The sequence below is a fragment of the Streptomyces sp. GESEQ-35 genome (genome assembly GCF_017948485.1).
Taxonomy (GTDB): domain Bacteria; phylum Actinomycetota; class Actinomycetes; order Streptomycetales; family Streptomycetaceae; genus Streptomyces.
This window is the reverse complement of the sequence record NZ_JAFFSX010000021.1, coordinates 34358-54240: the sequence shown is the minus strand read 5'-3', so window position 1 is coordinate 54240 and position 19883 is coordinate 34358. Positions and strand designations below refer to the sequence as shown.

The 19883-nt window shown below is 70.2% G+C and carries 18 protein-coding genes and 2 pseudogenes; 7 read left to right on the top strand and 13 right to left on the bottom strand.

Annotation, left to right across the window (positions count from 1 at the left end):
- Positions 1–363 precede the first annotated feature (363 nt).
- From KCH87_RS32630 to KCH87_RS32625, 3 genes and pseudogenes are all read left to right on the top strand, one after another.
- Positions 364–987: an SDR family NAD(P)-dependent oxidoreductase gene (locus KCH87_RS32630; protein ID WP_210590933.1), complete on the top strand. Its 624-nt coding sequence runs from the start codon at positions 364–366 to the stop codon at positions 985–987.
- A 90-nt stretch (positions 988–1077) separates the two neighbouring features.
- Positions 1078–1179: pseudogene (locus KCH87_RS49470) on the top strand (IS5/IS1182 family transposase); the annotation flags it as partial.
- A complete protein-coding gene (locus KCH87_RS32625) occupies positions 1171–1587 on the top strand; it encodes a hypothetical protein (RefSeq protein ID WP_210590930.1) in 417 nt (138 codons plus the stop codon). The pseudogene KCH87_RS49470 and the gene KCH87_RS32625, both read left to right, overlap by 9 nt.
- Before the next feature lie 21 nt (positions 1588–1608).
- Here KCH87_RS32625 and KCH87_RS32620 read toward each other — a convergent pair whose 3' ends face one another.
- From KCH87_RS32620 to KCH87_RS32610, 3 genes and pseudogenes are all read right to left on the bottom strand, one after another.
- Positions 1609–2532 (bottom strand): NADP-dependent oxidoreductase, encoded by a 924-nt coding sequence (locus KCH87_RS32620; protein WP_210590668.1) that lies wholly within the window; start codon positions 2530–2532, stop codon positions 1609–1611.
- Between the two features lies 1 nt (position 2533).
- Entirely contained in the window at positions 2534–3292 is a 759-nt protein-coding gene (locus KCH87_RS32615; protein ID WP_210590665.1) for an SDR family NAD(P)-dependent oxidoreductase, read from the bottom strand.
- A 90-nt stretch (positions 3293–3382) separates the two neighbouring features.
- Positions 3383–4249, bottom strand: a pseudogene (locus tag KCH87_RS32610) (oxidoreductase).
- A gap of 188 nt (positions 4250–4437) precedes the next feature.
- On the opposite strand from KCH87_RS32610, the gene KCH87_RS32605 reads away from it, so the two are divergent.
- Both KCH87_RS32605 and KCH87_RS32600 read left to right on the top strand, forming a co-directional pair.
- Positions 4438–5325 (top strand): helix-turn-helix domain-containing protein, encoded by an 888-nt coding sequence (locus KCH87_RS32605; RefSeq protein WP_210590662.1) that lies wholly within the window; start codon positions 4438–4440, stop codon positions 5323–5325.
- Positions 5326–5799: 474 nt separating this feature from the next.
- The gene (locus tag KCH87_RS32600) at positions 5800–6546 is read left to right on the top strand and encodes an SDR family oxidoreductase (RefSeq protein WP_210590659.1); all 747 of its coding nucleotides are present in this window, start codon (positions 5800–5802) and stop codon (positions 6544–6546) included.
- Positions 6547–6567: 21 nt separating this feature from the next.
- Here the strand turns inward: KCH87_RS32600 and KCH87_RS32595 are convergent, their stop codons facing one another.
- Entirely contained in the window at positions 6568–7407 is an 840-nt protein-coding gene (locus tag KCH87_RS32595; RefSeq protein ID WP_210590656.1) for a helix-turn-helix transcriptional regulator, read from the bottom strand.
- 278 nt (positions 7408–7685) lie between these two features.
- Here KCH87_RS32595 and KCH87_RS32590 point away from each other — a divergent pair, with 278 nt between their 5' ends.
- Positions 7686–7985: an antibiotic biosynthesis monooxygenase gene (locus tag KCH87_RS32590; RefSeq protein ID WP_210590654.1), complete on the top strand. Its 300-nt coding sequence runs from the start codon at positions 7686–7688 to the stop codon at positions 7983–7985.
- A gap of 25 nt (positions 7986–8010) precedes the next feature.
- Complete coding sequence (locus KCH87_RS32585) at positions 8011–9129, top strand: DNA alkylation repair protein (protein WP_210590652.1); 1119 nt, start codon at positions 8011–8013, stop codon at positions 9127–9129.
- A gap of 547 nt (positions 9130–9676) precedes the next feature.
- On the opposite strand, the gene KCH87_RS32580 is transcribed toward KCH87_RS32585, so the two are convergent.
- From KCH87_RS32580 to KCH87_RS32540, 9 genes are read right to left on the bottom strand one after another with little or no spacing between them, the layout of a single operon-like run.
- The gene (locus KCH87_RS32580; RefSeq protein ID WP_210590649.1) at positions 9677–10891 is read right to left on the bottom strand and encodes an amidohydrolase family protein; all 1215 of its coding nucleotides are present in this window, start codon (positions 10889–10891) and stop codon (positions 9677–9679) included.
- Entirely contained in the window at positions 10888–13443 is a 2556-nt protein-coding gene (locus tag KCH87_RS32575; RefSeq protein WP_210590646.1) for a glycoside hydrolase family 78 protein, read from the bottom strand. The genes KCH87_RS32580 and KCH87_RS32575 overlap by 4 nt, the downstream gene beginning before the upstream one ends.
- The gene (locus tag KCH87_RS32570; protein ID WP_247197166.1) at positions 13436–14923 is read right to left on the bottom strand and encodes an ATP-binding protein; all 1488 of its coding nucleotides are present in this window, start codon (positions 14921–14923) and stop codon (positions 13436–13438) included. Before KCH87_RS32570 ends, KCH87_RS32575 begins: the two co-directional genes overlap by 8 nt.
- Positions 14924–14941: 18 nt before the next feature.
- Positions 14942–15559 (bottom strand): response regulator transcription factor, encoded by a 618-nt coding sequence (locus KCH87_RS32565; RefSeq protein WP_210590643.1) that lies wholly within the window; start codon positions 15557–15559, stop codon positions 14942–14944.
- A gap of 1 nt (position 15560) precedes the next feature.
- A complete protein-coding gene (locus KCH87_RS32560) occupies positions 15561–15833 on the bottom strand; it encodes a hypothetical protein (RefSeq protein ID WP_210590641.1) in 273 nt (90 codons plus the stop codon).
- Entirely contained in the window at positions 15830–16276 is a 447-nt protein-coding gene (locus tag KCH87_RS32555; RefSeq protein WP_210590640.1) for a nuclear transport factor 2 family protein, read from the bottom strand. Before KCH87_RS32555 ends, KCH87_RS32560 begins: the two co-directional genes overlap by 4 nt.
- The gene (locus KCH87_RS32550; protein ID WP_210590638.1) at positions 16273–17130 is read right to left on the bottom strand and encodes an ATP-binding cassette domain-containing protein; all 858 of its coding nucleotides are present in this window, start codon (positions 17128–17130) and stop codon (positions 16273–16275) included. The genes KCH87_RS32555 and KCH87_RS32550 overlap by 4 nt, the downstream gene beginning before the upstream one ends.
- Positions 17127–18920 (bottom strand): dipeptide/oligopeptide/nickel ABC transporter permease/ATP-binding protein, encoded by a 1794-nt coding sequence (locus KCH87_RS32545; protein WP_210590636.1) that lies wholly within the window; start codon positions 18918–18920, stop codon positions 17127–17129. Before KCH87_RS32545 ends, KCH87_RS32550 begins: the two co-directional genes overlap by 4 nt.
- Positions 18917–19858, bottom strand: a complete 942-nt coding sequence (locus KCH87_RS32540; protein WP_210590634.1) for an ABC transporter permease — start codon at positions 19856–19858, stop codon at positions 18917–18919. The genes KCH87_RS32545 and KCH87_RS32540 overlap by 4 nt, the downstream gene beginning before the upstream one ends.
- Positions 19859–19883: the final 25 nt, after the last annotated feature.

Sequence of the window (19883 nt, the reverse complement as noted above, 5' to 3'; positions counted from 1 at the left end):
GGTGGGCGGTGTCGCAGCCGTTCGGCAGGTCGACCGCCGGCAAGGAGTCGGCGGCTGGGCGCCGGAGGTGGTGGCCGCGTTGGCCGTGGGGCCGGCCGAGCGGCCCGACCTTCGGCACGCGCGCATTTCCTTCTGGCTGTACTCCGGCGTCGACCCGGCGGAGTGTGCTCGCTGGGCGGGATACAGAGCGTCGAGGTTCTCTTCCGGCACCATGCGAAGTTCCTGGGCGGTGTGAGGTAACACGCCAATCGGCTGATCGACCAGTCGCTGAAGGAGTGGAACCGGGTGTCCCGGAGCAGGGCGCCGCGGCGAAGGTGATCTTGGGAGCGAAGTCGAACTTGGTCCGGCCCTTGTCCGGATCGGCTGGTCGAGGCTGGACTCCTCGGTGCCCGCCACCGTGAGCGCGGTCGGGCCGCGGCCGAGTCGCTCGGCGCCCGGTTCGTTCAGATCGACGTGACCGACGACGCCTCGGTCCAGGCCGCGGCCGCGGATGTCGCCGCGCATGAGGGAACGATCGACGTCCTGGTCAACAACGCCGGCGTCCTCGGCAAGGTCGGCCCCGTCGAGGAGTACACCGCGGCCGACGTGAGCGCCGTGCTCGACGTGAACGTCGTCGGGATCGTGCGCGTCACGCACGCCTTCCTCCCGCTGCTGCGCAAGTCGCCGAACCCCGTCATCGTCAACGTGTCCAGCGGGATGGGCTCCTTCGGCATGACCCAGGACCCGGCGCGGATCGAGTCGCAGTACGCCCTGCCCCTCTACTGCGCCTCGAAGGCCGCCGTCACGATGCTCACGACGCAGTACGCCAAGGAACTGAAGGACGTGAAGGCCAACGCCGCAGACCCCGGGCAGAGTGCGACCGACTTCACCGGCGGCCTCGGACACAGCGTCGCCGACGGCGCAGAGTCCATCGTGACCCTCGCGACGATCGGCCTGGGCGGGCCGACGGGACAGTTCATCGACCGATCCGGGAACCTCCCGTGGTGAACCTGCCCTGAACTCAGGATCGGTCGACCCGCCGCCCTGCGCGTACCTCATGCTCGTAATCTCTACGCTCAGTGATCACGAAGGACAGCCGTGCCCGCGCTGCCGGCTTGCCTGCTCGAACCCCTGTGGGACCAGTTGGCCGCGCTCCTCCCCGTCCTGGAGGAGTTCGCCGTAGGCCACCCGCTGGGCTGCCGCTCGCCCGGGGACCTGGTCTCCGACGGCTTCCAGGGCCGGCCTGCGCACCTGCTCCAGGAATTCCGGCGCAACGCGTTCAACGTGCAGGTCGGCCAGACACTGCTGGGCGAGACCGGCCGGATCCGGGTGTGGGAGATCCGTCTCGCCCCGGGCGAGCGGGTGCCGGCCCACCGGCATGTCCTGGACTACTTCTGGACGGCCATCACCGGCGGCCGCAGCCGCCAGCACACCGACGAAGGCCCCACCCGGGAGGTCGAGTACCACCCGGGCGAGAACCGGCACTTCAGCTTCCGCCCCGGCCAGTACCTCCTCCACGATCTGGAGAACACAGGTCCCACACCCCTGGTCTTCACCACGGTCGAGTTCAAGGACAGTCCCAACGCTCCTCTGCCCCTGGGCAGTTGACAGCCAAACGAGAGGGCCCGGTCAGCGCATCCGGAGGACGATCTTGCCCCGGGTGTGTCGCTCGGCGAGCTTCGTGTACGCCTCCCGAACCTGTTCGATCGGGTAGCTGGCGCCGATCTCGACGGTGAGTTCACCGGCGGCGATGAGGGCCGCGAGTTCGGCGAGAACGTCCGCGGTGGCCGCTGCCATGCCGCCGTCGCTCCTGGTGCCGAACCTCTGCGCGCCGAGGAAGTCGACGACGGTGTTGATACGTACGGGGGCGACCCCGAGCCTGACGGCAAGATCGACGTAGCCGTCACCGAACGCGTCGATGAACGCGTCCACGCCATCCGGCGCGACGGTACGCAGCCGCTCCTCAAGGCCGTCGCCGTACACCACCGGTTCCGCCCCGAGGGAGGCCAGCCACTCCTGGTTGGCCTTGCCCGCGACGGCGAGGACGCGCACTCCTGCGCGGCACAGCAGTTGCACCGCCAGTGAGCCGACCCCGCCGGCGGCTGCCGTGACCACGACCGTCTCGCCCGACTTCGCCTCGACGGCTCGGACGGCCGCGTAGGCGGTGCTACCGGCCACGAACAGGGAACCCGCCTCGTCCCAGCCGACGTTCGCGGGCTTGAGCGTCACCTGCGTCGCCGGGACGGCGACGTAATCCGCCTGCGCGGCACGGTTGTTGGTGAATCCGACCACCTCCGCGCCAACTGCGGGGGCCGACACCGCCGCGCCCACGGCGACGACCCGGCCGGCGAAGTCGCTGCCCTGGCCGGAGGGGAACGCGGCCGGCCAGATGCCGTGCGCGAGGCCTTCCCTGACGGGGACTTCACCGGGGTTGATCCCCGCGCTCACGACTTCGACGATGACCTCGTCGGCCGCCGGGGTGGGGACGTCGGCTTCGGCGACGTACAGGACGTCGAGGGAGCCGTAGTGGTCGTAGCGGACAGCTCTGGGCATGTCACTGCTCCTTGGCGTGCGCGGCCGGGGGCCGTCGCAGCAGGGTCTCGGGGAGGACGGCGCCCGCGCCGCCGTCGACGGGGACGGTCGCGCCGTTGATGAACTCGGCTCTGTCGCTGAGGAGGAACGTGGTGAGGTGGGCGACGTCGTCCGGGGTGCACAGGCGCGGGCTGGGGTACGCGTGTTGCAGTTGTTCCAGCACGGTGTCGTCCGTCAGGGATTCATTGCGGGGTACGGGTACGAAGCCGGGCTCGACGAGATTGGTCCGCATCCCTTCTGGGCCCCATTCCACGGCGAGGGAGCGGCTGATACCCCGCAGCGCGGCCTTGGCCGTGGAGTATGCGGCCATGCCTGCTTCGCCGAATCCGGCATGGATGGAGCCGACGAGGACGCAGGCGGTGGTCCTGGCGGGCTGCTGGTGCAGGAGTTGGGCGGCCTTGAGCGCCGAGGTGGCGCCCGCGGCGAAGACCTGCTGCATGGCGGCGGTGTCGAGTTCGGTCAGCGGGACGCGGGCGTCGGCGAAGACGGAGTGGACCAGCGCGTCCACCGGCCCGATGCCCGCCGCGACGGAGAACACCTCTTCCAGGTCTTCAGGCTTGGCGGCGTCACCGAGCACCGGGGTGATGTGCTCATCACGCATCGCGAGGGTCTTCTCGCCACGGGCAACGGCTACGACGTGCCGCCCATGGGCGACTTGGTCTGCGGTGACCGCGCGGCCTATGCCGCCCGAGGCTCCGAGTACGACGACAACGGAACGCATGTGATCTTCCCTTCGGTCCGGACAGCCCGGCATGGATGTTGCGCGTTGTGCCCGTTGTGTTCCAAAGGGCCGCCCCCGTGGAGCCGGGGGCTACTTGCCGATGGTGTCGAGCTCGGCGACCGCGTCCGCGGGCAGGACCAGGTCGGCCGCGGCAACGTTCTCGCGCAGGTGACCGACGGAGGAGGTGCCGGGGATCAGGACGGTCGTCGCGGACCGCTGGAACAGCCAGGCCAGGGCGACCTGCTGCGGCGAGGCGTCCAGGCGGGCGGCGACCTTGGTGAGCGTGTCGGACTGGAGCGGGGTGAAGCCGCCGAGCGGGAAGAACGAGGCGAAGGCGATGTTCTCCGCCGCGCAGCGGTCGACGAGGTCGTCGTCCTGCCGGTTGGCGAGGTTGTAGAGGTTCTGCACGGTGACGACGGGCGCGATGGCCTGCGCCTCGGTGAGCTGGGCGCCGGAGACGCCGCTGAGACCGAGATGGCGGATGAGGCCCTACTCCTGGAGCTGAGCCAGGGCGCCGAACTGCTCGGCGATGGAGTCCTCGGAGGTGCCCTCGACGGAGCCGAGGCGGAGGTTGACGACGTCCAGGACGTCCAGGCCGAGGTGCTGGAGGTTCTCGTGTACCTGGGCCTTGAGGTCAGCGGGCTCCAGGGACGGAATCCAGCCGCCGTCGTCACCGCGGCGGGCGCCGACCTTGGTGACGATGTGCAGGCCCGCGGGGTAGGGGTGCAGGGCTTCCTTGATGAGCTCGTTGACGACGGCCGGCCCGTAGAAGTCGCTGGTGTCGATGTGGGTGATGCCGAGCTCGATCGCCTCACGCAGCACCGCCAGGGCCTCATCGCGGTCCTTCGGGGGCCCGAAGACGCCGGGGCCGGCGAGCTGCATGGCGCCGTAGCCCATGCGGCTGACGGTGAGGTCGTCCGCGAGCGTGAGGGTGCCGCCGGGAGCTGTGGTGGTCATGGTTCGTCCCTTTCGTCGTATCGCATTCGCCGTATCGCAGAGGAGCGCCAGGGCATCCCGGTTCGCACCGAGTGATGTGGGGCTCTGCTACGACTCTCCGGCCTGTCCGGTATCGGTGGGAGTACCCCGGTGTTCCTGGGAGCGTCAGGGACAGTCACCCGCGGGAGATCCGGCCTACCGTGGTTGCCATGGACAGCTCGAATGCACTCGGTGAGTTCCTGCGCGCCCGGCGGGAACTGGTTCAGCCGGAGGACGTCGGGCTGCGCAGCACCGGACTGCGGCGTGTGCCCGGACTGCGACGGGAGGAAGTCGCGATGCTCGCCGGCATCAGCTCGGACTACTACCTCCGGCTGGAACAGGGGCGCGACCGCCACCCCTCCGTCCAGGTCCTCGACGCGCTCGCAGGCGTCCTGCACCTCGACACCGATGCGACCGCCCACATGATCGGCCTCGCCCAGGCCCGGTCACGCAAGGCCCCCCGCACGAAGCCCGAAAGGGTACCGGCCGGCATCCTGCTCCTGCTCGACCAGCTGCCCATGCCGGCGCTCGTACAGGGGAAGTACTTCGACGTCCTCGCCGCCAACCCGATCGCCCGGGCGCTCTCCCCGAACTGGACCCCCGGCGTGAACCGGCTGCGCGCGGCCTTCCTCGACCCACGGGAACAGGAACTCCACAAGGACTGGGCGACCGCGACAGTCGCCGTGGTCGCCGGACTGCGCGCCGCCGCGGGAGCCGAACCCGACGACCCCCGCATGGCCGCCCTGGTGGGCGAACTGTCCCTCAAGAGCGACCGCTTCCGACGCCTGTGGGCACGCCATGACGTACGCCGCGGCGAGGGCACCCGGAGCCGCCTGCGCCATCCCGAGGTCGGCGACCTCGACCTGTACCTCGAGAAACTGGCCATCGCCGGGACCGACGGCCAGCTCCTTGTCATCTACCACCCGGAACCGGGATCGGACTCCGCACGCTCTCTCGCCCTCCTCGGATCCCTCTCCCTCGGCACCCGCGACGAGCTCCGGACGACCGAGGTGCCCGGCCGCACCGGCACCGAAGCACCGAACACCGCCTCCCAGTGACGCAATGCCAGACGGCGAACGTCCTGTGCTCGACGCATTCGGTCAGGCCGACGGGCGCGTACCCAAGGCGTTCACCGCCGAGGATCTGCTCACGTTCGCTCCCGCCCCTGGCCAGCGCTTGGACACCGGCAGGCGCCATGGCACCTGGCAGGCTGGACGACGCCCGCCTGCGCGCCCATCGCAGCACGGTCGGCGAAGCCATGCCTCGGCTCGTCCTTCCGTACGAGGGCGCCGCTGCAGACCTCAGCCGGATGATCCCTCGAACACGCCGGGCCGGAGCTGTCCGCGGAAAGTCTCCAGGCGACCGACGGCCTCGCCCACGCTTCCACTGGTGAGTGCTGCGCCTGCTGATCGCCGGCAAGAAGGAGGGTGTGTGGCACCCACGTCGGCACGGCCTTCTTCCCGGAGTCGCACGGGCGAAGACTCGGAACGTCGGCAGCTGCCGACACCAAGTCCCCCACTCCGGAGAGTCCCGTGAACACGACTTCCACCCCGTCCGACCCCCAAATCATTCTCGTGACCGGGGCGTCCAGCGGCATCGGCGAGGCGACCGCCCGCCACCTGGCGGCGGCCGGCCATCACGTCGTCCTCGGGGCCCGGCGCACCGACCGCCTCGCAGCGCTGACCAAGGAGCTGAGCGAGGCCGGGTACAGCGCCGAGTACGCAGAGCTGGACGTCACCGACCCTGCCGGCGTCCGTACCTTCGCAGAGACGGCGCTGGCTCGTCACGGCCGTATCGACGTACTGGTCAACAACGCGGGGGTGATGCCCCTGGCCCCGCTGGCGGCCCTGCACGTCGCGGAGTGGGACCAGATGATCGATGTGAACCTGCGGGGAGTGCTGCACGGCATCGCGGCCGTGCTGCCGTCGATGCGGGAACGCCGCTGCGGGCACATCGTCAACATCGCCTCCACCGCCGCCCACCGGGTCGACCCCACGGCCGCGGTGTACTGCGCGACCAAGTACGCGGTGCGGGCCCTGTCCGAAGGGCTGCGGCAGGAGAACTCCGACCTCCGCGTCACGGTGGTGAGCCCCGGCTTCACCCGCTCCGAACTGGCCGACAAGGGCGGTGACGCACAGGCACAGGCCGCGGCACGCGGCGCCACCGAGCTGATCGGGCTGCCCGCCTCGGCGGTCGCCGAGGCCATCGGATATGCGATCGCCCAGCCCGCGGATGTCGACGTCAACGAGATCATCGTCCGCCCCACGGCCCAGAACTGACGCGGACCGCGTCCGGCACCGTCACCCCCGCAACCGAGGAGCGGCCATGGACGCGAGATACGTCAGGGCTTCCTCGCTGCGGCTTCCCGGCTCCGCCGAGCCCACCAGCAACTCCTGGCCGGGCGCGTCGCGCACGTCGAAGCTCTGGTAGGTGAGCTCGATGCGACCGACCTCGGGGTGGACGAACACCTTGTAGGCGCGGGTGAGGGCCCGGACGGTCTGGTCGTTCCACAGGGTCCGGAACTCCCCCGAGACCTCGATCAGTTCCTGGACCAGGTCGTCGATCTCGGGGGCGTCGCTGAACCGGGCCGCGTTCAGGTGCAGTGCGTACACGGTCGCGCTGGTGACCAACTGCCAGTCGGGGAAGACCTCGCGGGCCCGCGGGTGGGTGAACAGGATCCGCGGCATGCTGCTCTCCCCCTCGAAGGGGGCCAGGAGGGCGTCGGCGATGGCGTTGGTGGCCAGGATGTCGAACGCGGGGCCCAGGATGTAGGCGGCGGCCGTCGGGAACGTGTCGAACAGTCGCAACAGGTCGGGATGCACCTGGTCGCGCAAGCTGTCGGCCTTCAGACGCGGATTGATCCCGGCGAGGCGGAACAGGTGACCGCGCGCATCGGCACCCAGGCGCAGTGCCCTGCCGAGCGCGTCCACCACCTGCGGTGACGGGCGGGTCTCGCGGCCCTGTTCCAGACGGATGTAGTAGTCGGCGCTCACGCCCGCCAGCACGGCGACCTCTTCCCGCCGCAGGCCCTTCACCCGACGGGTGCCACCGCCCGCGGGCAGTCCGACATCGGACGGTTCCAGGCGGGAACGGCCGGCACGCAGGAAGTCGCCGAGGGCGTTGACGGGCGCGTTCCGCATATGACCGACACTACCGCGCGGACGACCGCCGGCCACTGTGGGCGGCTGGGCAGGGACGACGAGACGCAAAGGGATTCCTCCTGGTGAAGGCCCTGACCATGGGGCCGGTCGGTCGAACCCAGTCTGGTCGAGCAGCGGAGACCGAGGGAGGCCGCGGCAGGGTGGGTGCACCGCACCCTGGCCGGTACGTCCTTCCCGTCCTCCGGACGAGCGCCCAGGGTGGAGATCACCAAACGGTGCCCTCCGCCGCACCGGCAACCCGATCGAGAGAAGCCGTCATGACGCACGTTCTGGAAATCACCACCCTGACCCCGGCCCCGGGCCGCACGGCCGCCGACTTCGTCGAGGCCAACAAGGACATCGATGCCTACCTGGCGCGACAGCCCGGCTACCGGTGGCGGAACATCGCGGTGCGCGAGGACGGCACCGTCGTCGACATCGTGGCCTGGGACAGCGAGGAGCAGGCCCGCACCTCGGCCGCGGGCATCATGACCGAGATGGCCTCCTCACCAGTCCACGACACGATCGACCACACCACCGTGGACTGGCGTGTGATCGAAGTCCTGCACACGGCCTGAGCCCGATACACCTGGAGACCGCCCGATGCCCTTCGCCGACGATCTGATCAACCGCGTCACCGCACAGGTCCTCGTGCGCGCCATCCGCCAGGTCCGGCCGGGCTCCCCGTTGTCCGCCCTACGGCGGGCGTCGACCGGCCTTGACGGGTTGGGCCTGCGCGCCCGTGCCGACCTGCTGCGCGACGCGCTGCTGGACGACCTGCCCGGTGACTACGTCTCCTTCGCCGACGCCGTACGACAGGCCGCCCGTGACAGCCAGGTCCCCTTCGACGGATGGCTGATCTGGCCGGTCACCAGCGCCGTCGCCGTCAAAGCCACCCAGGAGGACACTCCCGGAACTTTCGAGGACGCGCTGGCGCTGCTCGCCGAGCTGACGGGCCGGCTCACCTCCGAGTTCGCGCTGCGGACCCTGCTCAACCACGACCTGGACCAGGCCCTGAAGGTCATCGCTTCCTGGACCTGTTCAGACGACGTGGACGTGCGCCGCCTGGCCTCGGAGGGCACGCGCCCCTACCTTCCCTGGGCTGTGCGCGTGCCCGCCATCCTCAACATGCCCGAGTCCACTCTCCCGCTGCTGAACGCGCTCTACCGGGACGACAGCGAGTACGTCCGACGCTCGGTCGCGAACCACCTCAACGATCTGAGCCGGCACGCCCCCGACCTCGTGGTGGAAACCGCCACCGCCTGGCTCGCGCGGCCCGACGACCACACCCCTCGCCTGGTCCGCCACGGACTGCGCGGTCTGGTCAAGCAGGCCCACCCCGGTGCGCTCGCACTGCTCGGCTTCACGCCCGCGAGCGTGGAGCTGACCGGACCCACCATCGCCGACCCCGCGGTGGCGATCGGCGGAACCCTCACCTTCACCGCGACCATCCGCAACACCGATTCGGCACCAGTCCGGCTGGCCATCGACTACGTGATCCACCACCTCGCGGCCGACGGAACCATGCGCCCGAAGGTCTTCAAGCTCACCACCCGCACCGTCGAGCCGGGCCAGGAGTTGCGGCTGCGACGCGAGCACTCGTTCCGGCCGGTCACCACGCGCCGCTATTACCCAGGCGGACACGCGATGGAACTCCAGGTCAACGGCGTGCGCTCACCGCAGGCCAGCTTCGAGCTCCTGCCGGCCTCGCAGACCAGGTGACCCGCGCTGCGGCGCGATGGCGTCCTCTCTGGGCATGCGGCCGGGCGTGAACCGATTCCTCATCGTCGATGTCCGCCCGCCGTACCTTCCCCTTGCTGGCAGCGCGCGAATTGCCCGCAGTGTGCGAACCGTGTCTCGCGGCCTCGCCACGTCCCCACGCAGCGACACCCCTACGCCCATGCCCATGGGCCTGCGCAACCAAAATCCGGATCAGCCACGGGCCGTGGCCCACTACTGGGCTACGGAACGCTGCCGTGCGCGGGACAGCGACCAGTGAGCGAGATCGTGAGGCGACGATTTGCAGGCGCTTGCGGAGTGTTTCCGCAGAAATCGGCCGCCGGCGAGTCTGCCAGTGCCGGACGCCTTCCGCCCAAGCCCGTTCCAGAAGATCATCGGCGCGGATGGACCCGCGGTGACCTTCGCACCGTCGGGACGACAGAATTGGAACCTGCGACCCCTTGTCCCCAGCGCAACCATGCTCCTCGTGCAGGGGCTTGGGGGCGCGCAGCGCCACTCGATGCTACGTTCCTCGCCAACTCTCCCTTGCTCAAAGGAGGTTCTTGCGCAGCGCTCCCGCCTGGGCGACCAGTACGACATTCTCCGGTCGGCCAAGGGTGCCGATGTCGTGCAAGGGGTCTTGGTCGACAGCCACGAAGTCCGCGGTCTTCCCCGCCTCCAGGGAACCCAGTCGGTCGTCGACCCCGAGGAGCCGGGCCGCGGTGAGTGTGCCTGAGGTGATCGCGGCCAGCGGGTCCATGCCGAGTTCCACCAGATGCGACAACTCGCTCAGATTTCGGCCGTGCGCAACGACACCGGCGTCCGTGCCGAGGGCGATCGGGACGCCGCGGGCGATGGCGTGCGCGATGTTCTCCTTGGTGATGCCAGCCCAGCGGCTCTTCTTGCGGAAGTGGTAGTCGGGCATGGCCGCCTCGTCGAGTGGGGCGAAGACCGTGGCGAGGGTGGGGACGAGGACGGCTCCCCGTTCCAACGCCAGATCGCACAGTTCGTCGGTCATTCCGTAGCCGTGCTCGATGCTGGTGACACCGGCCCGGAGGGCGTTGCGGATGCCGGCGGTGCCCTGGGCGTGCGCGGCGACCGTCTTCCCGCGATGCCGTCGGGCCTCGTCGACGACGGCCTTCAGTTCGTCGGGGGTCAGCCCCTCGTCGTCGGGGTCGTCGTGCGGGCTGCCCATGCCACCGGTGGCGCAGACCTTGATGACGTCCGCGCCGTCGCGCAGCATGCGCCGGGCCGCGATCCGTACCTCGTCGGGGGTGTCGGCGAGCTCGGTCAGGTGCGGGGCGGCATTCACACCGCTGGGCAGCGAGCAGTCGGCGTGTCCGCCGGTGTGGCCGATGACCTTGACCGCGGTCTGGATCCGGGGGCCTTCGACGAGACCCCGTTCGACGGCCGTGCGATAGCCCGCGGGCAGACCACCGAGGTCGCGCAGCGTCGTGACACCCGCGTCGAGGGTCGTGCGAAGTCGCCGCGCGATCTCGAAGGTCTCCACCGTCGGGTCGGTGGTCAGGCCTGCGGTGAGCCCGCGTCCCGGGGTCATGCACAGGTGCGTATGGCAGTCGAAGAAGCCGGGGAGCAGGGTGCGTCCGCGCAGGTCCACCGTCTTCGCCGTCGGTGTCGGGGGCGCGGTGGCCGCCGGTCCCGCGTAGGCGATGAGACCGGCGTCGTCCACGACGAGGACCGCGTCCGGGACGGGCGCGGCTCCGGTTCCGTCGATCAGAGTCGCGTGCTGGTAGCGGGTGTTCATGGCATCTCCGTGAGGAAGCGGTGTTCGCCGGAGCCGACTTCGGGGTGCTCCGCCATGCCCGGCAGGTCGATCAGCGCGGTGGCGCCGGGCGGGACCGTGACCGTCACGCGCAGCACGCCGTCGGTGTGGGACCAGGACACGGCGGCGCGGCCGTACGGGGTGTCGTGTACGGCACTCGCGTGGGTGAGTCCGCCGCCGGGGCGGGGGCGGACCAGCAGGCGGCGGTAGCCGGGGGCCGCGGGGGCGAGCCCGGCGACGGTGCGGTGCAGCCAGTCGGCGACGGCGCCGAGGGCGTAGTGGTTGAAGGAGGTCATCTCGCCGGGGTTGACCGTGCCGTCCGGCAGCATACTGTCCCAGCGTTCCCAGACGGTGGTCGCGCCCATGGTGACCGGGTAGAGCCACGACGGGCACGTCTTCGTCAGCAGCAGCCGGTACGCCGTGTCGTACTCCCCCGCGTCGCACAGCGCGTCGCAGATCAGCGGCGTGCCGACGAAGCCGGTACCGATGTGGAAGCCGCCCTCACGGACAAGTTCGGCGAGGCGACGTCCGGCTTGAGCCCGTTGGGCGTCGGTGAGCAGGCCGAAGCGCAGGGTGAGGGCGTACGCGGTCTGGGCGTCGTTCGTCAGGAGACCGTCCGGGGTGACGTACTCGTCGCGGAAGGCGGCCCGTACCGCCTCGGCCAGCTTCGTGTAGTGCGCGTGGTCGTCGTCCCTGCCGAGGAGTTGGGCGGTGCGGCCGAGCAGGGAGGCTGAGTGGGCGTAGTAGGCGGTGGCGACCAGGTGTTTGTCGGTACGCGCGTCGCCGGGGCGGTCCGGTGGGGCGGTGGGGTCGAGCCAGTCGCCGAGTTGACGGTCGGTGTTCCACAGGTGCCGGTCGCCGGCCACGGCGGTGATGCCGTCGACCCAGGCCTTCATGCTGTCGAACTGAGCGGCGAGGATGCCGAGATCGCCGTAGCGCTCGTGCATCACCCACGGCACGACGACCGCCGCGTCGCCCCAGGCGGCGGCGCGCAGTTCGGGGAAACGGTCGGGGAAGAAGGGCACGTACATCGGGACCCGGCCGTCCGGGTACTGCTGGGCGGCGAGGTCGGTCAGCCAGGTGCGCAGCAGGCCGGAGCACTCGTACAGGAAGGTCGCGGTGGGGGCGAAGATCTGCACGTCGCCGGTCCAGCCGAGCCGTTCGTCGCGCTGCGGACAGTCGGTGGGGATGTCGACGAAGTTGCCGCGCATGCTCCACACCACATTCTCGTGCAGGCGGTTGAGCAGCGGATCGGAGCAACTGAACCAGCCGGTGCGGCGCATGTCGGTGTGCAGGACGACGGCGTGGATGTCGCCGTCGCCGATGTCTCCCGGCCACCCGGTGACTTCGGCGTAGCGGAAGCCGTGGAAGGTGAAACGCGGCTCCCACTCCTCGCCGTCCGCCTCACCCCGCAGGGTGAACGTCTCCGTGGCGCGGGCCTCGCGCAGCGGGCGGACGGCGAGTTCGCCGTCCTCCAGCACTTCGGCGTGGCGTAGGGTGACGGTGTGTCCGGCCTCGCCGGTGACCCGGATACGGAGGCGGCCGACGAGGTTCTGACCGAAGTCGAGGATCGTACGGCCGGAAGGTGAGGTGAGGACGGTGGCGGGAGCCAGCGTTTCGGTACGGCGTACGGGTGGGCCGTCCGGGGCGACGAGCGGCGCCAGGTCGTACGGTAGGACCTCGACCGGGCTCCACTCTGCGGGTTCGCGGCGCGCGTCGTACTCCTCGCCCTCGTAGATCCCGGAGGTGAGGATCGGGCCGTGCGCGGCCTGCCATCCCGAGTCGCTGCCGAAGGTCTCGGTGGTGCCGTCGGTGTAGCGCACCTCGATCTGGACGAGGGCAGCCAGCCGGTCTCCGTAGATGTTGCGGCGTCCGCCGCCGAAGCCGATCCGGCCGCGGAACCAGCCGTCGGCCAGCAGTACGCCGACCGTGTTGCTCCCCAGGTGCAGCGCTTCGGTGATGTCGTACGTCTGGTGGCGCAGCCGCTCGGTGTAGTGGGTCCAGCCGGGGGCCAGGACATGGTCGCCGACGCGTACGCCGTTGATCTCGGCCTCGTACAAGCCGTGGCTGGTGGCGTAGAGGCGGGCGGACGCCACGGGCGCGCGCAGTCGGAAGGTGCCGCGCAGCACGGGCGGCGGGACCTGCCGGTCGGTGGCCTCGGGCCAGGCCGGGGACACGAAGCGGGCCTGCCAGTCGGACGGTTCGAGCAGCCCGGCCTCCACGGTCAGCGGCCAGGACCACGGGCTCGGGCCCGCGCCGTCGTTCCCCCATACCCGTACGGACACGCCGACTTGTTGCCGCGAGTGCAGGGGATCGCCGGGCCAGGGCACCAGAACCGAGTCCGCGGACAGGCGACGGGCCGTGTACAGCTCCCGCTCACCTTCCGTGAGCCGGATCTCGTACGCCGACTGGGTCCAGCCCGCACGGGTGGTGACGGTCTGCCAGGTCAGCCGGGGCCGGGGCTCGCCGATCCCGAGTGGCTCCCTGTGGTGCTCGGCCCGCAGCCCGGTCACGTGGATGTCCTGGTCAGGCATGGTCCTCCTCCGAGAGGGCCGCGGCTGGCACGAGCGGGAGAGCGAAGCGGAAGACCGCTCCCTGCGGCTGGTTCCCGGCCGCGTGGATACGGCCGCCGTGACGGGTGATGATGCGGTGGCTCAGGGCCAGGCCGATGCCGCTGCCGTTCTCCTTCGCGGTGAAGACGCCGTCGAAGATCCGGTCGCCGGGAAGGTCGGCCGGCAGGCCCCGGCCGTGGTCGCGGACGGCGAGTTCGGCGTTTCCGTCCGCCGTCCGCCGTGTGGTGAGTTCGACCTTGCGCTCCCCCGGCGGCCAACCGGCCATCTCGTCAATGGCGTTGAAGGCAAGGTTCATGACGACCTGCCCGATGAGGACGTTCTCGCAGCGCACCGGGAGGGGCTGGTCGGTGAGGTCGAACTCGACGTCCACGGCGTGCTGTTGGGCGCTGACGTCGATGAAGTAGGCGCAGTCCTCGACGATCGTGTTGAGGTCGGTCAGCTGCTCGGACTGTTCCAAGCGGCCCACGTACTGCCGCAGGCTGCCCAGGATCCGCCGGGCCCGCTCGATCTGCCGTACGGCGTTGTCCAGCCCCCAGGCGACGGACTCGTCGCCGGCGGCGAGCCGCCCGCGGGCTCCCTCCACGAAGTTGTACGCGGCGGCGAGCGGCTGGCTCACCTCGTGCGCGATCGCCATCGCCATGTCGCCCATGGCGTTGTAGCGGGCGAGGTGGTTCATGTGCTGGGTGTCCCGACGGTGTTCCTCCTCGGCGCGCACCCGGTCGGTGATGTCGTAGAAGAGCAGAAGCCGGCCACGCAGATCGCTCTCGATGTCGATGTCCTGGCAGGTGACCGCGTACCAGCGGGCTTCGCCGCCGGGTGCGCCGAGGCGGTAGCGGCCCTCACGCTCGGGGACAGCACCGTCGCGGCAGTAGTCCGCGAAGTCGGCACCGTGCAGGGCCGGTACGTCGACGCCGAGCAGCTTGGCGGCGGACTCGCTCGCGAAGACCACACCGCCGTCGTCGTCGAGGACGACGATGCCCTCGGCCAGATTGCCGAGGAAGGTGCGCAGTCGTCCCTCGGTGCGGAACAGGTCGCGGCGGACGGCCTTCTCCTCGGCGATGTCGCGGAACTGGACCATCACGACGGGGCGAGAGGGCAGGTCCACGCGGATCGCGATGGCCTCGGTCAGGATCTCCTCGCCGCTCTTGGAGCGGTAGCACCACTCGGTGGCGCTGACCCCGTCCTCGACCGCCTGCCCGAGCCAGCGGTGCCCCAGTTCGCGGCTGTACTGGCGGGCGTTCTTGCTCATGTCGGGGGCCTTGAGCGGCTTCAGTTCGTCGACGGTCCACTCCAGCAGGTCGCAGGCCGACTGGTTCGCCCAGAGGATGTCGTACGTCCTCGCGTCGTGGAGCAGCACGCAGTACTTCAAGGCCTGTGTCAGGGCCCGGAAGTCGGCCGGTTCGAGGTCATTCAAGCGGTCGGCCTGTTCGAGGTCGTTCATGCGGCCTTGCCCTCGCTCTCATCGGGCGGCGGGGAGCCGCAGTCCCAGCCGGAGTACGTCGCGGACCAGCGTCGCGATGCTCTCCGCGCCGGTCTTCTCCCGGATTCGGGTGCGGTGTACGTCGACGGTCTTCGTGCTGATGCCGAGCCGCCCGGCGATCAGTTTGCTGGGCACGCTGTCAACCACCAGGTGCAGCACCTCCCGTTCGCGGGCGGTCAAGGTGTCCAACCGCCCGAGCAGGTCGCGCCGTTGGGCGAGTTCGTCGAAGCGTTCCCGCGCCGTCCGCTGCGCCGCCTGCACGACGTCGAGCATGTGCTGGGGGTCGTACGGCTTCTCCAGGAAGTCGACGGCCCCGTTCTGGAGGGCCCGTACCGTCATCCGGATGTCCCCGTGCGCCGAGACGAAGACGACGGGCAGCGCCGCCCCCGCCTCGTTCAGCATCTCCTGGACGCCGAATCCGCTGATCTCCGGCATCCGCACGTCGAGGACCAGACAGGCGGGCCGGTCCCGGTCGTAGGACCGCAGGAAGGCCCGGGCGTCGGAGAAGCACTGCGCGCGGATGCCCACCGACTCCAGGAGCCAGGCCAGCGAGGTACACAACTCCTCGTCGTCGTCCAGGATGTAGACGAGGCACATCTCAATCGGCCCATGCCGCTTGGGCGATCCAGTACTCACTGCCGTCGGCGCTGACGCCGCGCTGCCACTCGCTGGTGCGACGCAGGGCGGGTTCGACCCGCGCGGTCGCCGCGTCGGCGCCGTCCGGGCCGTCCTGATCGACCTGCCAGTGCACCCAGTTGACCTCCCGGCCGGCGCTGTCGTGCACGAACAGGTCGACATGGTGCCAGCCGTAGTGGTGGGTGTCTGCGTAGCAGGTCAGGAACATCGTCCGGTCTTGGGTGTCCGCGCTCATCGCTCTCCCGTCAACGGTGCGCTGAACAGTCGCTCAGTGCGGAAGGCCGAGATACGAGGGTGATCCGGGCCGATCCGGAAGGTCACGTCGAGCTTGGCGACCATCATCTCGGTGGCGCCCGACTCGTAGCGCGAGAGCTGCTGCATCGGCCAACTCCCCTGGGCGGTACCGTCCTTGACCTCGACCGTGCCGGGGAAGAGCAAGTGCACGTTCGTACGGAAGTGAGGGGTGGGCGGCAGGTAGGTCGACAGCATCTCCACGATCGCCTGGCGGCCCTCGGTGCGGCCGAACTTCTCGGCGTACTCGCTGCCGCCGCCCTCCCAGACCGCGTCCTCGGTGAAGTGGTCCCCCAACTCACCTTCCGTACGGACCGGCACGTCGCAGAGGGCGAGGTAGCGGGCAAGGGTGTCCGTGATCAGGTCCTCAGGAGACCTCTCGCTCATGACGCATCCCGTTCCCGCGCCAACCGCAGCCGCTCAGCCCGGCGTTGCGCCTGCCGCTCGGGATCGGGGACGGGCGCGGCGAGCAACAGCCGTTTCGTATAGGCGTGTTCGGGGTGCTCGGTGACCTGGGCGGCGTCGCCCGTCTCCACGATGTCACCGCGATACAGCACGGCCACCCGGTGGCTGATGTGTCGTACGACGGAGAGGTCGTGCGTGACGAACAGATACGCCACCCCCGTCGCCTCCTGGATCTCGATGAACAGGTCGAGCACCCGTGCCTGCGTGGACAGGTCCAGGGCGCTGACCGGCTCGTCGCACACGATCAGCCTGGGATCCCGGCACAGGGCGCGCGCGATGGCGATCCGCTGCCGCTGGCCGCCGGAGAACTCCCGGGGCAGTCGCTGCGCAGCGTCGTGAGGGAGATACACATGGTCGAGCAGGGTCTGGACGCGGCGTTCCGCGTCGGTGCGCGAGACACCGGTCACGAGCATCGGTTCGGTGAGGATGTCCATGACGGTCATGGCCGGGTTCAGCGAGGTGAACGGGTCCTGGAAGACGACCTGGATGTCCTTGCTCAGCGCCCGCCGCTCGCGCTTGCCGAGCCCGGAGACCGGCCTGCCGCCGTAACGGATCTCGCCGCTGGTGACGGGAGCGAGGCCGAGGACCGCCCGGCCCAGGGTCGTCTTGCCGGAGCCGGACTCGCCGACCAGGCCGAGTGTCTCGCCGGGCGCGATCGACAGGGACACTCCGTGCAGGACGCGGAAGGGCTTCGCACGACGGCCCTTGCCGGGGTACTCCACGACGACGTCTTCGAGTTCGAGCAGCGGGGTCGGGGCCGCGGGGCGAGCGGTCATGACGTCACCTCCTTCAAGGGGGCGTCCAGGGCGGCGCGCGCGGGGCCGCCTTCGAGCGTGGAATTGAGGAGCATCCGCGTGTACGCGTGCTCGGGCGCCGCGAAGATCTTCTCGACGGGTGCCGTCTCGACGATGCGTCCGGTCTGCATGACGGCGACCCGGTCGCAGATGTCGGCGACGACGCCGAAGTCGTGGGTCACGAGGATCATGCCCATCTCGCGTTCCTGTTGGAGGGAGCGCATGAGGTCGAGCACCTCGGCCTGGACGGTGACGTCGAGCGCGGTGGTCGGCTCGTCGGCGATCAGGAGTTGTGGATCGCACGACACTGCGCCCGCGATCAGTACGCGTTGGGCCATGCCTCCCGAGACCTGGTGCGGGTACGACTTGAACACCCGCTCCGGGTCCGGGATGCCGACGCGCGCCAGGAGCTCCAGCGCCTTGGCGCGGGCTTCGCCCCTGGAGAGCCCCAGATGCTTGCGCATGGGTTCGACGAGCTGGGAGCCGATACGGAAGCAGGGGTCGAGGTTGGACATGGGCTCCTGCGGAACGTATCCGATCCCACGGCCGCGCAGGGCGTTGAGTGCGGCCCGGCTCACACCGAGCAACTCCTTTCCCGTGAAGGCCATCTGATCTGCCGTCACCTCGGCCTCGTCCGGCAGCAGTCCGAGGACGGCGAACGCCGTCTGGCTCTTGCCGGAGCCGGACTCGCCCACCAGGCCCAGGACTTCACCGCGTTCCACGGTGAGGCTGACTCCGTCGACGACGATCTTGTCGCCACCGGAGCCGCCGGGACCTCCAGAGCCGCGGGAGCCGCCGGAACCTCCGGGCTTCGGGTAGCTGATGCGGAGGCCTTCCACGGTGAGCAGGCGATCGGACAGCGGCGGCACCCCGGCAGCGGTCTTCCTCGGCACCGGCCGGCGACGGCGGACCACACGGGTCTCCGTCGTCCCCAGTGCGTCGCGCACCGCGTTGCCGAGCAGGCTGGCCGCCAGGATGGTCACGCCCATCGCGAGGCCCGGCCACACCAGCAGCGTCGGTGTGGTGTAGACGTTGGTGAACCCGTCGTTGAGCATCGCGCCCCAGCTGGCCTGGGACGACTTTCCCAGACCGAGGAAGGACAGACCGGCCTGGATGCCGATCGCCACCGCGAACAGCTGCGTCGCCTGGATGACCGAGGGCGCGATGACCACCGGCAGGATGTGCCGCCGCATGATGCGGGGGTCGCCGAGGCCGGAGACCCGCGCGGCGTCGACGTACAGTTCCTCGCGCACCGAGACCACCGAGGCGCGGATCAGCCGGAAGACCATCGGCGCCATGATGACGCCCAGGACGATCATCGCGACGTTGAGGTCCTGGGAGACGGCCGCCATCACCACCAGCATCACGATGATGGCGGGCACGGCCATGATGACGTTGATGATCCAGCCGGCGACCGCGTCGAACCAGCCCCGGTAGAAGCCGCTGACCAGGCCGAGCGGGCCGCCGACCAGGAAGGCGACCAGAGCGGCGAGCGTTCCGCCGAGCAGGCTGGTCCGGCCGCCGTACAGCAGCCGGGACAGCACGTCCCGGCCGACGCCGTCGCCGCCGAGCGGGTGGGCGCCCGAGATCGGTGCGAGGGTGTCCGCCAGGACGCTGTGGTCGGGTGCCTGGTCGGTGAGCAGCGGGGCGGCCAGGCTCGCGAGGATCACCAGCGCCAGGACCACGAGGCAGCCGACGGCCAGCGGGTCGCGCAGGGTCCGGCGCAGGAGGCGGTCCCGTTTCGGGATCGCGGCGGTCTCCGGGACGGTCATGAGACACGCACCTTCGGGTTGAGCCAGCCGTACGCGATGTCCAGCAGGAGGTTGACGGCGACGACGACGGCCACGGTCACCACGACCGTGCCGAGCAGGACGGGCGCGTCTCCCCGGACGGCCGCCGAGTTGGCGAGCGTGCCGATGCCCGGCAGCCCGAACACCTTCTCCACGACGACCGCGCCGCCGATCAGGCCGATGAACTGGAGGGCGAGCACGGTCAGGGCGGGTGGGGCGGCGTTCCGCAGCGCGTGCTTGTACACAACACTGCGTGTGCTGAGCCCCCGGCTGCGCAGCGTGCGGACGAAGTCGGCCCGCAGGACGTCGATCAGTGCCCCGCGCACCTGCATCGCCGTGGCCGCCGTGGCCGCGACCGCCAGTGCCACGGCGGGCAGGATGACCGACTGGAGCCATCCCGTGGCGGATGTGCCAAGGGCGACATATCCGGTGGCCGGCAGCAGTCCGAGCTGGACTGCCATGACGACCGCGAGGACCAGGGCGATCAGGAAACTGGGGATCGCGGTGCCGAGCACCGCGGCGAACTGCACGACCCGGTCCACCCAGCCGCCGCGCAGCGCCGCCACGGTTCCCAACGCGATGCTGAGGACCAGGGCGATCAGCATGCCGACGAGGACGATGGAGAGCGTGACCGGAAGGGTGTCCGCCAGGGACTGGTTCACCGAGTCGCCGGTGAACCAGGACTGGCCCAGATCGCCGCGCACGGCCTGGTCGATCCAGTGCCCGTACCTGACCACCAGGGGTTCGTCGAGGCCGAGTTCACGGGCCTTGGCGGACACCTGGGACGACGAGGCGGTCTCGCCGAGGATGTTGCGGGCCACGTCGGTGCCGGTCAGGCTGAGCAGCAGGAACGTCGCGGTGGCCACGACGACCACCAGGACGACACCGGCGGCGATGCGCCGGAACAAGAAGACAAGCACGGTCAGTTCCTCCTTCCGCAGGTCA

Bases quoted from the DNA above. Each gene is read 5' to 3' on its own strand.
- KCH87_RS32575 (WP_210590646.1), bottom strand. From the start codon at position 13,443: ATGCCTGACCAGGACATCCACGTGACCGGGCTGCGGGCCGAGCACCAC.
- KCH87_RS32590 (WP_210590654.1), top strand. From the start codon at position 7,686: ATGACGCACGTTCTGGAAATCACCACCCTGACCCCGGCCCCGGGCCGC.
- KCH87_RS32615 (WP_210590665.1), bottom strand. From the start codon at position 3,292: ATGCGTTCCGTTGTCGTCGTACTCGGAGCCTCGGGCGGCATAGGCCGC.
- KCH87_RS32565 (WP_210590643.1), bottom strand. From the start codon at position 15,559: ATGTGCCTCGTCTACATCCTGGACGACGACGAGGAGTTGTGTACCTCG.
- KCH87_RS32545 (WP_210590636.1), bottom strand. From the start codon at position 18,920: ATGACCGTCCCGGAGACCGCCGCGATCCCGAAACGGGACCGCCTCCTG.
- KCH87_RS32585 (WP_210590652.1), top strand. From the start codon at position 8,011: ATGCCCTTCGCCGACGATCTGATCAACCGCGTCACCGCACAGGTCCTC.
- KCH87_RS32550 (WP_210590638.1), bottom strand. From the start codon at position 17,130: ATGACCGCTCGCCCCGCGGCCCCGACCCCGCTGCTCGAACTCGAAGAC.
- KCH87_RS32555 (WP_210590640.1), bottom strand. From the start codon at position 16,276: ATGAGCGAGAGGTCTCCTGAGGACCTGATCACGGACACCCTTGCCCGC.
- KCH87_RS32595 (WP_210590656.1), bottom strand. From the start codon at position 7,407: ATGCGGAACGCGCCCGTCAACGCCCTCGGCGACTTCCTGCGTGCCGGC.
- KCH87_RS32560 (WP_210590641.1), bottom strand. From the start codon at position 15,833: ATGAGCGCGGACACCCAAGACCGGACGATGTTCCTGACCTGCTACGCA.
- KCH87_RS32580 (WP_210590649.1), bottom strand. From the start codon at position 10,891: ATGAACACCCGCTACCAGCACGCGACTCTGATCGACGGAACCGGAGCC.
- KCH87_RS32620 (WP_210590668.1), bottom strand. From the start codon at position 2,532: ATGCCCAGAGCTGTCCGCTACGACCACTACGGCTCCCTCGACGTCCTG.
- KCH87_RS32605 (WP_210590662.1), top strand. From the start codon at position 4,438: ATGGACAGCTCGAATGCACTCGGTGAGTTCCTGCGCGCCCGGCGGGAA.
- KCH87_RS32570 (WP_247197166.1), bottom strand. From the start codon at position 14,923: ATGAACGACCTCGAACAGGCCGACCGCTTGAATGACCTCGAACCGGCC.